General features: G+C 38.1%; 7 protein-coding genes. 4 read left to right on the forward strand and 3 right to left on the reverse strand.

All coding sequences use genetic code 11. The annotated features are described in order from the left end of the window. Nucleotides 1-305: 305 nt before the first annotated feature. The 3 genes from NNJ73_RS09685 to NNJ73_RS09695 are packed head-to-tail and all read left to right on the forward strand — an operon-like array spanning nucleotide 306 to nucleotide 3,085. A complete protein-coding gene (locus tag NNJ73_RS09685; RefSeq protein ID WP_254493900.1) occupies nucleotides 306-1,049 on the forward strand; it encodes a creatininase family protein in 744 nt (247 codons plus the stop codon). Between the two features lie 21 nt (nucleotides 1,050-1,070). Next, a complete protein-coding gene (locus tag NNJ73_RS09690; RefSeq protein WP_254493902.1) occupies nucleotides 1,071-2,102 on the forward strand; it encodes a GTP-binding protein in 1,032 nt (343 codons plus the stop codon). A gap of 11 nt (nucleotides 2,103-2,113) precedes the next feature. Further along, nucleotides 2,114-3,085 carry a WD40 repeat domain-containing protein gene (locus NNJ73_RS09695; RefSeq protein ID WP_254493903.1) on the forward strand — a complete coding sequence of 324 codons (972 nt, stop codon included), beginning with the start codon at nucleotides 2,114-2,116 and terminating at the stop codon, nucleotides 3,083-3,085. A 1,250-nt stretch (nucleotides 3,086-4,335) separates the two neighbouring features. On the opposite strand, the gene NNJ73_RS09700 is transcribed toward NNJ73_RS09695, so the two are convergent. From NNJ73_RS09700 to NNJ73_RS09710, 3 genes are all read right to left on the reverse strand, one after another. Further along, a complete protein-coding gene (locus NNJ73_RS09700; RefSeq protein WP_254493905.1) occupies nucleotides 4,336-7,668 on the reverse strand; it encodes an autotransporter outer membrane beta-barrel domain-containing protein in 3,333 nt (1,110 codons plus the stop codon). A gap of 328 nt (nucleotides 7,669-7,996) precedes the next feature. Next, nucleotides 7,997-8,158 carry a hypothetical protein gene (locus NNJ73_RS09705; RefSeq protein ID WP_254493906.1) on the reverse strand — a complete coding sequence of 54 codons (162 nt, stop codon included), beginning with the start codon at nucleotides 8,156-8,158 and terminating at the stop codon, nucleotides 7,997-7,999. Nucleotides 8,159-8,601: 443 nt separating this feature from the next. Next, complete coding sequence (locus tag NNJ73_RS09710; protein WP_254493908.1) at nucleotides 8,602-11,724, reverse strand: autotransporter outer membrane beta-barrel domain-containing protein; 3,123 nt, start codon at nucleotides 11,722-11,724, stop codon at nucleotides 8,602-8,604. A gap of 549 nt (nucleotides 11,725-12,273) precedes the next feature. Between NNJ73_RS09710 and NNJ73_RS09715 the strand changes: the two genes are divergently transcribed. Beyond that, on the forward strand, nucleotides 12,274-13,440 hold the full coding sequence (locus tag NNJ73_RS09715; protein WP_254493909.1) for a site-specific integrase: 1,167 nt from the start codon (nucleotides 12,274-12,276) through the stop codon (nucleotides 13,438-13,440). Nucleotides 13,441-13,458: the final 18 nt, after the last annotated feature.

A 13,458-nucleotide genomic window follows, 5' to 3' on the forward strand; every position in this document is an offset into this window, starting at 1 on the left:
TTTTGTAAGACATCTATATAAACTTGAATTTACAGCGCAAAAATCCTGATTGAAACAAAAGAATACAATCAAAAATGCTTACAGAAATTACCGATCTTTAAAATGGTCGCCGCATATTACTCCAAAAATTGAATTGGCTTTTCTCAAGAAAACCTTGCACTATTTTTAATAAAGCTCTCATTTTTAGAATTTCCCTATGAATGTAAAAATACACCTATTTGCGTTTCTCTTATAGATAGATTAAATATAGTTACAGCACTTTTGATCACTTTATCTGTATGAACTCCTCTTTTGGGCAATAATTTATGGTATCTAAAACACCTTTTCTCGCTCTTTTACCTTTAGGCGCACATGAATATCATGGAGAGCACCTTCCCTTTGAAACCGACTGGATTATTGCTGAAGCTTTTGCAAAAGCCCTCACGTTAGAAACAAAAGAACAATTTCATATCGCCCTGTTACCGGTTGAAAAAATTGGCTATTCTATAGAACATATGGATATCACAGGGACACAAACTCTAACCTTTTCTGATGCGATTAAGCGCTGGATAAAGATTGGTGAAAACTGCTATCATAAAGGGATCAACCGTCTTCTTCTTCTCAATGCTCACGGAGGCAATTCACCTTTAATGAGCATTGTTATCACCGAATTGAGAAGGCGCCTTTCCATGCTTGCTGTAGCAACAAGCTGGAGCCGTTTTGGTTTGCCAAAAGGTCTGATAGAACCTTCTCAACAGCCTCTTGATATCCATGGCGGTTTTATCGAAACCTCTCTCATGCTCTATTTAGCCCCAGAAAAAGTCCATATGGAAAAGGCAAAAAATTTTCATAATAAACAAGCGGATATGATTGCCAATTATCGCCATTTACGCGCTTATGGTCCTCATGCTTTTGGTTGGACAATGCGTGATCTCAACACGCAAGGTGCAGCAGGAAATGCAAGCAAAGCAACCCCCCAAGCTGGGAAAGCAATCTTTTCTCATGTTCTGTCTCAGCTTCATGATTTACTTGATGATATCAAGCGATTTAACATAAACACATGGCAATAAAGAACAATAAAAGGTCTCTCCATGGAAACGACACCCCAAAAAAAACTTCCTGTTACGGTTCTCACAGGCTATCTTGGTGCAGGAAAAACCACCCTTCTCAACCGCATTCTCAGTGAAAATCACGGCAAGCGTTATGCTGTCATTGTCAATGAATTTGGTGAAATTGGGATTGATAATGACCTGATCATTGAATCAGATGAAGAAATTTATGAAATGAATAACGGCTGTGTTTGCTGCACTGTGCGTGGCGATCTCATTCGCGTTCTGGAAAGTTTGATGCAACGCTCTCATCGATTTGATGCAATTATTATAGAAACAACAGGGCTTGCTGATCCCGTTCCTGTTGCACAAACCTTTTTCATGGATGATACTGTCCATGAAAAAACAACGCTTGACAGTGTTATAGCGGTCGTTGATGCAAAGCATTTGCCCTCTCAACTGAAAAACAGTCGTGAAGTTGAAGAACAAATTGCCTTTGCAGACATCATTCTTTTAAATAAGATTGATCTTGTCACGGCACAAGAGCGAGCCCATGCAGAGTCGCTTATTCTTGCCATTAATCCTCGTGCTATACTCTATACAACACAACGCACCAATACTCCTCTTGATAAACTTCTCAATCGTGGTTTCTTTGATCTCCAACGGACTCTAGACCATGAGCCTCATTTTCTTGACCACGAACATAAAAACCAACCTGAAGATCATGTATGTGGTCCCGACTGCCATCACGACCATCATCATCACACATCCAGCATTCATGATATTACCATCACTTCTATAAGTTTAAAAACAGGCCCCCTGCAACCAGAGAAATTTTTTCCTTGGATCCAACAGCTTACGCAGCGACAAGGACCTGATATTTTGCGTCTTAAAGGCATTATTGCTTTTCAAGGAGATGATGATCGTTATGTCATTCAAGGCATTCATATGCTTCTTGAAGGACAACACCAACGTCCATGGCGTGAGGATGAAAAACGAGAAAGCCGCCTTGTTTTTATCGGACGCTCTCTTGATGGCGAAAAATTAAAAACTGATTTTGATAATTGCGCATAAAATGAATGACAATGCCAAACATAACCCATTATGATCTCCAAAGTTACTGCCTTTCCTGTGGTTTTATAGGCAATAAACCAGCCTTTGTTTCTGTGGAAGGTTTGATTGTTTTTTTAACTCCAACCCCGCAAGTCTTTGAAATTCACAAAGGAATAATTTCAAGTCATTTTTCCCATGACAATACTGCGATCATCACAGGAGGAGAAGATGGAAAAGTCTGTCAAACAACAGTAGGTGGTCACACAGAACTGCTCAGTCAAAAAGAACGCAAATGGATAAATAACGTTGCTTTTGGTCCCCAAAAAGCTTTTGCCTTTTCCTCTGCACGTCTTGCATTTGTACATGTGGAAAAAGAACAACAAGAGCTCCCACATGAGCGCAGTGTAGAAGGTTTGGCTTTTGCCCCAAAAGGTTTACGGCTTGCCGTTGCTCATTACAATGGCGTTACGCTTCATTGGCTCTCAACACAAACATCTCCCACTACATTGGTATGGAAAGGCGCTCATTGTGGAGTTACCTTTTCACCAGACAACCGCTATGTCATCTCCACGATGCAAGAAAATGCCTTACACGGCTGGCGTCTCACCGATCATCAACATTTACGGATGAGTGGCTACCCAAACAAAGTCAAAAGCTGGTCTTGGAGTGTAAAAGGAAAATGGCTTGCAACATCAGGTGCTTCTGCTGCAATTGTTTGGCCCTTTCATACAAAAGACGGCCCCATGGGAAAAACACCCCTAGAACTTGGAACACGAGCAAATGCACTTGTTAGCACCGTTTCATGCCATCCAAGCAAAGAAATTGTCGCCATAGGCTTCAATGATGGAATGATTTTAGCGGCATATTTTCGTGATGGAAAAGAAGTCCTTCTAAAAGGGTATGGGAAAAGCGCTATTTCAACACTCAATTGGGATCAAACAGGACACAACCTTACCTTCGGCAGTGAAAATGGTGAATGTGGTATGATCAATATCACTGATTAAGCCAAGAACCAACAAGCACAAGCATCCCCGATAACAATACCCACGCAATTCTCTAGAAATCTGAGCCCTCACCCATCTCTAGAACTCACAGAAATCTAAACACCCTCCCCAAAGTCTTTATAATCATGAAGCCTTCCATCTTGCTAGCTCCTCCTTTTAGACAAGAAAAGACCTCTTTATTCCTACGATCAAAAGAAGGGAACTCAACACTATTTTTCCAAATAAAATTTTTTGACCGCCGCTTTATACCTCAAAAAATAAAATTCCCTACCAGTTCTGATCGACGATCTGTTTTTTTCTAGACATATCAAATTGATTTAATAAAGGGTGCTCATTGTTTTACACGTAAGAATGAAAGCCCTTCAAATCATAAAATTCTCTCGATTCAAATCTGTTTATATTGAATCAACCAAAACCATTTGCTTGTACATGACAAACAGAAGAAAGCCCGTATCAATACAAAACATTTAAGAAAAGACTAAAAATACTTCTTATAAATATTTTCGAGTGCTAAAGTCACCGCAATATTGGAATCCTAGAAAATAGAATGACGATGCCCACTTATTAGAGCAATAACAATACTCTATATCTTATAAAAGTTGCTCTTTGTCTATCATTTGCAAAAAAGAAACAACACCCCTAAAAACACGATCAAGCATCCTTTACTTTTTATGATCATTTAACCTCAAATTCTTTCAGTCTTTTCTAAAAAGACAAGTATTTCTCTAATATCCTCAAGGAAACATCTTAAAAAAGAAAATAAAAAATATACATATTGACGGATATAAACATGAATACAGTTTATATTTTTTTCTTCTCTAAAATAAAATTCAAAACAATGTATAAAAATCACAAAATCTCAACGTATGATCTAAAAAAATGAATAAAGAAACGGACAAAAATAACCCTAAAAACTCTTAAGAAAAACGCCTAAAATCATTTTAGCCCACTTTAATATTAAATCAATACCGCCTCTTTTGAAAGATTACGCAATCAAGCATTCAGTATAAAAGACTTTCACATTCATAATGAAATCTGTCCTCATATCACAACATTAAAACTTGTAGAAAATTTCTCATTACTTAGAAGAAGGCATCTTGAGTAACTTCAATCATCAATCAAAGAAATCATTTATAATAACCTTTTATACTTTAAAAAATAACCATATATTGATGAAGGAATATAATTAAGAGATTAAAAAGGCAGAAAAATCTTCTGCCTTTCATATAAAAATGTACAATGGACCTCTTTTAAAAACGGTGGCGCAATCCAGCAGAGAAACTCGCACCAGAAAAACCAACTTTTTTAAGCCGATGCTGATAACTGACATCCCCATGAAGAGAAAGTTTCGAAGAAAGACGCGCATTAAATCCAAACCCTGCTTCCAAAGAAGAACCAAAAGAACCTAACTGAAAATCATCTTTAAAAGAAACAAATTGCTTATCTTCAAAATTATGCAAATAAGAAAACTTACTATAAAAAGAAACCTCTCGTCCCTCTTCCACAACACCAAGCGTCTTGCTTAAACGCCCACCAACACGCCCCATCCATTGATGAAATTTCCCCAAATCAACATCAATATGATCAACATCATATGCCTGATTAAACTGAAGATGCTGATATATAACCTGAACCTGTGGATCAAAAACAACACCTTTATAGCCTATTGCAAACGTTTTGCCACTCGTTAAAGATCCACTAAACTGTTTTCCCTTTAACGCCAAAACCTTGCCTCGTGCAAGCGTCAAAATATCTCCCTTAAAAAAACCATAGGATAACACCCCATCGATATAAAAACCCGTATCATGCTGTAGACTTCCATAGGCCCCAATAGACCATTTCCCCAATGGGCTTTTTGTGCTTTGTTCAACATTCTGCGGTGCTAGAGAAAGATTTCCATAGTTTCCCAAAGCTCCAAAGAATGTACGCGTATATAAACTCTCAATCTCGTTTAACAAAACACCTGCTTGAAACGCATCATAATCAAGCTCAGCACCATAGCCATATTCAAAATCAGATAAATTGGAAGCATAATGATGATTTGCCCCATAAGCATGCAGAAAAAAGGCGGTGTTTTTATCATCTCTTCCAAAAGAATAAAAAGCACCCCGCATTGTCTCTAACATCTTATTTTGCGTAATCATCTCCATCAACCCCGCATGGAATAAAGCATTTGGCAAAAGGAGATAAGTTGGCAATTGAGGCACAACAGCTCTAATTCCTTGTTCAGTCCGCCCATCAAAGGGGACAGAAAGATGAGACGAAGGCTCAACAGGAGCAGAAGGTTTAGAAGGCTTTGGTTCAACGGGGAGAGAAGGAGAATCCGTAGATGAAGGAACAACCGGAACAGATGGCTTAGATGGCATAATTTCATCAGTAGAAGTTTCAACGGGAACAGTAGGCATAGGCACAGTAAAGGGATCCTCTGGAACCGTTGGTACAGAAGGAAGCTCAGGAGAAACAGGTTTAAAAGGAGTAAGTGTAGAATCCGTAGGAGAAAATGTTTCAGACGGTTCAGATCCTTCCGGCAAAGAAGGTGTAGATGGTATAAGGGGAGGCTCAACAGTAGGCGGTTGTTCAGGCGAAATAGTCTCTGTTGGTCGCTCAGAAGGGATTTTTTCTTCTTCGGATTGAGGAGGAATAACCGTAGGCGTCGGTTTAGAAGCAGATTCAGAAGAATCTAACTCAGAACCAATGTAAACACTTTCGAGACGAAAGTCCCAAAAATCCCCTTTCCCTGCAACCAATCTATTTTTGGGATCTGCATTTCCAGCAGAAGAACTTGGACCATAGCCACGAAGTTTATATTGATAAGGAAAACCATTTACCGTCGTATAACTGTTGAGTAACTTAAAAGAATTTTCCTTTGCCGTCCCTGCAACTTGAATAAGTGAAACACTTTGACTCCCTTCACTGCCCGCTTCTTTATCTGAAGTTTTTTGAAATTTTTCCATCCCAATGAGGGTGGTTCCCACAACATCCCCATAGATCAAAATGCGATCCGTTTGTTGAGGATCAAATAGACCATCACTATTCATAAATGTGCTCATCTTAATCTGAGCATTTCCCTCCGCACTGTATACTTTATTGGACACATCATCCATAGCAGCTGTTTTATTGTTATTGTCTAATGCATGAATATCGTCTCCATTGTTTATTTTGTTTCCAATATACAATGTTTGATAATCTTGAGAGACATATTTTTCAAAAACAACGGTACTATCCAAAAGGCTCAAAGTAGAAAGCGATGAAACCGTAAAGTCCGCTTCTTGTGAACCTTGATATTTACTCTTAGTAAGATACCATGTTGAACTATTTCTCAACTGCAAATCAATACGAGACCTACCCTCAATGCGTGCTCCCCCTGTAAGAGTCGAAGAATAGGCTTGAACACGAAGAGAAGAATTATTTTCAGCTTTTAACAATAAATCACCAGAGACTTTTGTATTTTCCGATAATTCAAGGGTAGCTTCAGCCCCATAACCAGCATCTCCCGTACCATAAATGGCAATCCCCTCTGGAACTAAAAAATTTGTCTTTGATAACTGAACAGATGTCTTTTCCAGAGCAACGCCTTGCGCTCCCAGAGCTCTCATATTGCCCCATACATCATTGAAATCTAATCCACAAAAATACAGACCATAGGTTTCCTTCCCCTGAACAGAAATATTGGATTTTTCAATCTTAATATTCGTCTTCTTAAACGCATCAGCTAAATTAAATCCTTGCCTCAACAACCTATCTTCATTATTCACATTCCCTGAAGAACTTTTAACCCAAAAACCATGCATATCACTCAGTTCCATAGAACTATTATTCAATTGAACAAAACCACCTTGAGAGATATTAAAAGCTTCTGGTAATTTATTGACACTTTTCTCACCAACGATAACAGTTTTTTGTTTTCCTTTGCCCTTAATGACAGAACTATCGAAACTATACTCTCCCCCAAAAAGTGATAAAAACGGGCCTTTCCCATTAAAAATAACGGTACTCCCTGACAGCCTAATCTTTGAACCCAAACTGCTAATCAGAGCAGTTTCTTCTACACCATTCAATTCTTTTGATGTCTTTTCTTGTGGTGTCGTTTCAATCTTGACACGCACTAAAGCAATATCTGTTTCTTTACCCAATGCAGAAATAGCGTGAGCCCCCCCCGTAATAGTGCCATCTGTCATGCGAATAACCGCACTTTCAGCATGAAGAGCAGGTATATTCTTAAAATTTGAATCTTTTAGATTAAGATGAGCTCCCTCTTTTGCTAATGCACCATAGCCGTATAATTCATCTGCGCTATCACCTGTAACAGTTATCTGCGATGCATCGACAACTGTACCTGCTTTTTCTACATATAGAGCTGAAATAGGACTAGTAACAGAAATATATTGTTGAGAATATTTTAAATGATAAGTTTTATTTTTAATCGTATGTTTTTTACCATCATTGCATTTATAAAACGGAGCATTTGGATCACAGAGATTTCCTAAATTATGAGAATTTGCATTAACACTCACGATTGGCAAAAAAGAAACAATAGCCGTTGTGATAAATAAAAATCTATAATCTCTTAATACATTAATCATAATTCTATTCCCAATTTTTTCTTCTGCCCCCTTGACTTAAAAATAAAAAATACGCGCAATAACGCTCACTTAAACAAACGAATAGTTTGAAGTATAAAACTTAGATATTCATTTTATACTTCATACAACATTCTGTATCTTATGTAAAATTCAGATTATATTTCATAGATCCCTAAAAACGACAGCGTAACCCGCCTAAAAAATCCTCTCCATACAATACAAAGTTTGAAGACAACTACGCATCCAACCCCACTCCAGTTTCTAGAGAAGAACCTAAAGCCCCCTATTGGCATTGAACTCCAAACTGACACATTGTTTTCATCTAAAACTAATGGCAATATGAAACTTTCCATTGAATATCATTGACCGTGTTCTTAACACTTCCAGTAACAGAAACCTTATCCAAAACACTCTTCATTTTTTCTTGTGCAAGTACCCCTGATGAAATTTTATCAATGTTTTTTAACGGCAAAACCTCATCAATCTCCAAACTTCCTCTTTCCTCACCTTAATGCTTACCTAACCAAACTTTTTTGCCTTAACTGCTATCAGCAATATCTGAACAAGTATCACGTACAACCCACACTCCTCAAAAGCATCACATGAATAGGACTTTCAAAGAAAATGACACAAAAGCTCCTCTTGCACATTCACATCTATATTATGCATAAAGAATAAAATAGACATCGTAAGAGCATATAAAGATACATGACGTTTTAATACTTCCATTATTATTGACTCTAAACTTCCCTTACTTCATCTTCATCAAGTACAGAAAATACACATCTGGCTCATCTACCGATTATTCCTATTATGTGCTATCCGCATAATTCGTTTTGGATTATATGTAAAGCTAAAAACAGAAAAAAAACACAATAAAGTCATGTTTTGTGTCTATAGACTTCGCAAAAGATGCATTAAAGAAAAATAAAATTAGAAATGATAGCTTAATCCACCAGAAAAATGCGTTCCAGAAAAGCCAGCTTTGGTGAATTTATGCTTATAAATCAGATCGCTATGAAAAGTAATTTGGGGGGATAATTGCGAATAAACACCCAATCCAGCTTCTAAAGAAGAACCAAAAGAACCAAGCTGAAAAGCATCTTTAAAATACACAAATTGTTTATCATCAAAATTACGAACGAAATGAAGTGTACCATAGAATGAAAGAACCTGTGCATCTTTCGTTAATATCAGTGTTTTAGTTAAATGCCCCCCAATACGCATTCCCCAATGATCTGGTCTTCGCATATCAATATTAAGATTATCAATATCACACGTGTTATGAAACTGAAGATTTTGATAAACAAATTGAACCTGTGGTTCAAAAATAAAACATCGACAACCTATCATAAATGTTTTACCAGCCGTTAAGGAAAAACTTAAGGGCTTGCCTCTCAATGCAGCCGTCTTACCTCGCTCACGTGTAAGAACATTGCCATTAAACAAACCATAAGAGAAGAGACCATCCATATAAAAACCCGTATCATGCTGCATACTCCCATATGCTGTGATTGTCCATTTATCAAATATACTTTCTTGATGTTGTTTCACCTTTCGAGGCAGCAAAGAAAGCTTGCCATAATTTCCCATAATCCCAAAGGATGTTGTACTGTATGCACTTTCGATTTTCTTAAGTAAAATACCTGCCTCTAGTGCATTATAATCAAGGTCGCCTCCATATCCATATTTCAGTGCAGACAAATTGGAAGTATAACGATGATGACCTCCGTAACCACGCAAAAATAAAGCCGGATTTCCATTAGTTTTCAATAATCGACGAGAAAGAGTTCGCAGTGTTTGCAACTGCTTATTTTGATAACTAATATCCACCAATCCAGCATGAAATAAGATATTTGGCACAAGAATATAAGTCAAAACCTGTGGAACAACGGCTCTCACATTTGGCTCAAAATGAGAAGAAAGTTCAAAAACAAGGGGAGTAACAGAAGAACTAGATTTAGGCGACACAACAACAGAAGGAGTGGAAGGAACAGACGGCGGGATAGGGTAACCAGATGTTGGCACAACTGGATGAGATTGAGTCATAACTGGAATAACAGGTGCAAGAGAAGGAGAAACAGGAGAAGGATTTAGAACATCCAGCATAAAAACATCGGAAGCATCAGATATAGTCTTAAGATGGGAATCCCTATCAGGAGAATCGACAGGAAAAGAAAGACTTGCTTCTTGAGGTTTTTGCTGAGAAGGAGAATCGATCTCCTCCCCCTCACCTTCAGTCATATTAGGGTGAGTTTTAGGAAAAGCAGGAACCTCATCAGAAACAGGAGGAACAACAGCATCAAGAACAGGAAAAATTTCAGTGGGATCAAGAGAGGAAGAATCAACCATTTTACTTTCAAGGCGAAAATCCCAAAATGTTCCAGTGTTTTTAAGCACTCTTTGATTGGAATCTGCCGTCCCTAAAGTAGAGCTTGGACCATAACTCTTAAGATGATACTGATAAGGGGAATCTTCAAGTGTAACATATCCGCCCTTTAACTGAAAAGAATCTTCAGCAGCTTGTCCATAAACCTGAATAATGGAAATTCCCTGATCATTACCGCCCTCTCCCGTCAATGCCCCTGGGCTTCCAGGAACCTTATAAACACCAACTGTTGTTTTTCCTTCAAGATCACCATTGATTAAAAGTCGATCAGTTTTCTGCTCTTCAAGCCTTCCTCCTTTATCCAAATATGCATTAAGATAAAGATTAACATCACCGTACGCTTTATAAACCGTCCCTGATCCTTTTCCGATGAGAAGTGTCTGATAACCATCTGTTGTCTTGGATTTGAGTTCCTCAAAAATAAGAGAACTATCCGTAATTTCGACTGATGAAATAGAAGAATAATCCCCTAACTTAGAACCAGACACACCAGAGCTTTGTAATTGTCCAACTTTTGGTCGCGATAAGATCCACTTTGAACCATTTTTTAACACTATCTTGGCAGTAGAACTTTCATCAACATATGCGCTTCCCTGTAAGGTAGAAGCATCAGCTTCAATCGTTACATTGGAATTTTCAACCGCTTTCAGAAGTGAATCGCCAGAAACTTTTGAATGTTGTAAGAGTTTAACAGAACTTTCGAATTCGCGGCTATAAAGAGCCGTACTTTCTGGAGCTATAAAAGTTGTCTGGGTCAACTGGACCGCTCCTTTACCAGGTATAATTCTTTTTGTCCCATCCAAAACAGCTTCCCAAAAAAAGTGCATGCCATGAAATGCATTCCCTCTTACAAAAACATTGGAATGTTTGATATGAGCAGCATTATGATTATTCCCTTGTAATACAAGTCCATGAGCATTATTAACATGAACATTGCCTTTCTGAAAATGAATCATACCTTTGCCCTGAAGCATACTAAAAGCAGAACCTTCACGAGGATTATCTGTATTTGTTGGCTGTTTCCCGTTTCCTCTAATAGAAACACCCTCTAAATTAATTTCTCCCTCTCCGCCTGTTTGAACGGCAATACCATCAGCAAAGTTAATTTTTCCTCCTTTCATATAGATTTTGGCCCCATTATGACTCAAAAGAGCTATCGCACCAGCAGATGTCTTAATCTCTGTTTTGGTCAAAGAAACAAATGACTTCTTACTCGAAACACTGATCCCCATTCTGGTTGCTTTAATCACCCCATTCTGCATTTCAAAAGCGCCATCCTCGTCAATATCAGCCCCTATCGAAACATTATTTAACATGGAGTCGAACAGAGCAACACCTCCCCCCTTTGAGGCTTTTACAGCTGTTGTCCAAACGCCCTTTCCGGAATGGTCACTTGCATTCGAAACACCGTTAATGATTATAGCCTTTCCTTCAATGAGGGTATTTTCCCCGGATGCTTCTAAGGCTGCATCCAAACTTTTACCCGTGAGTTGATAAGTTTTCCCAGAAATTTCATGCGTTTGACCATCGTTACAGTGATAAAATGAAGCACTTTTATTACAGGAATATTGCTTCTTCTGAGAAGAAACTTCACCAGCATCAGCATTGTGTACAAAGAAAAAAATAACCGCTGTAAAACGACATAAAGAGAGATGATTTTTAAGCATAGTTTTCTACAAACTTTCTTCCCCTTCTCTAAAAACAAAAAAACACGCGCTCTATTTAACAACTTTGGCTATGCGTGATAATTTAAAATACGTTTTGTATTTTATATATCTACTCGACACTTTATGTAAAGCCATAATCTACAAATATAACAATTAAAAATTGTATTATTTATAAAATAACACGTAAAAATAGAGAAAATTATAGCCCCCAAAGCAGTGATCTCAAGAGAATTTGTAAATTGACACAAAAGGAGATGACATATTGCCTCACAACTTTATGTTTATCGCGTTCTCTAAGAGAGTCACAACCATCACCAAGAACCAAACACCCCAAACAGAATATAGGCATGTTGCCAATTCACATGCTTGTTTGGATAACACATTGATTTATATAGATAATTCACTGTTTTTCATATTGAATTAGAGACCCGAATATAGTAAGGTTTTCGCATTCCAAACCCTCTCAGATTGAATCAATAAAAATCACTTGCTTGCACATAACAAGCGGGATGAGTGTGTGGATTAAATTTGTATAAGAAAGGAGTAAAAATGGTCCTTATGAACCGTCTTAATGCAAGATCTGTCGCAACATTGGGGGCTGGCAAATATAATGATGGTGCTGGCTTGCTTCTTCATAAGCGTAAAGATGGAGGTGCTCAATGGATTTATCGTTATACCCTTCACGGGCGGCGCCGTGAAATGGGCTTGGGTGCTTTAAGAGATGTCTCTTTAAAACAAGCACGTGAATTGGCAAACCAATGGCGTTCTGTTTTGCGTGAGGGGCGTGACCCCATTAAAGAACGCAACAAACAAAAGCGTGAGGCAATAAGAAATCTCCATTACTTAAAAGATATTGCCGTAGATGCTTTTGAAAGCCGTAAAGCTGAATTAAAAGGAGATGGTAAGGCTTGTGATTGGTTATTACATTTACGCCTTCATATTCTCCCTAAATTAGGCTGTTTACCCGTTTCAGAAATTACACAAACAGAGATACGCGATACGCTTGCTCCCATTTGGCATACAAAAGCTGGAACTGCTCGAACAGCATTGATGCGTCTTAATCTTTGTCTTAAACATGCAGCTGCCTTAGGATTGGATGTTGATTTACAAGCAACAGAAAAAGCACGCGCTCTCTTAGGTAAACAACGTCATAAAAAACAAAGTTTACCAGCTATGAATTGGAAAGATGTGCCTGATTTTTACCAATTTCTCTGCAAGACAACAACTATAAAACATTTAGCTTTGCGTTTGCTTATTTTGACAGGCGTTCGTACTTTTCCTTTACGTCACATTCATAAAGATCAAATTGAAGATGATATATGGACTATTCCTGCTGAAAATATGAAAGGAAAGCGTGATACAACAAAAGAATTTCGTGTGCCTTTATCATCAGAAGCAATGAAAGTAATTGAACAAGCCCGCTGTATCTCTAAAAGTGATTTCATCTTTTCACTTACTAGTCGTGGTCCTCTTTCACCCACGATGATGGCTGCGTACATGAGAAAAAACAAAATTGAAGCCTGCCCCCATGGTTTTCGTTCTAGTTTACGCGATTGGCTCGCTGAAACAACCGATGCTCCCTATGAGGTCGCTGAAACCATTCTAAGTCATATGGTCGGAGGGCAAGTAGAGCGTGCCTATCGTCGTACTGACTATTTAGAACAGCGCCGTGTTTATATGGATAAATGGGCGGCTTATGTCACAGGTCAATCTTAAGATATGGGGTGCATAACC

This window comes from Bartonella sp. B1099 (genome assembly GCF_944801835.1).
GTDB lineage: Bacteria > Pseudomonadota > Alphaproteobacteria > Rhizobiales > Rhizobiaceae > Bartonella.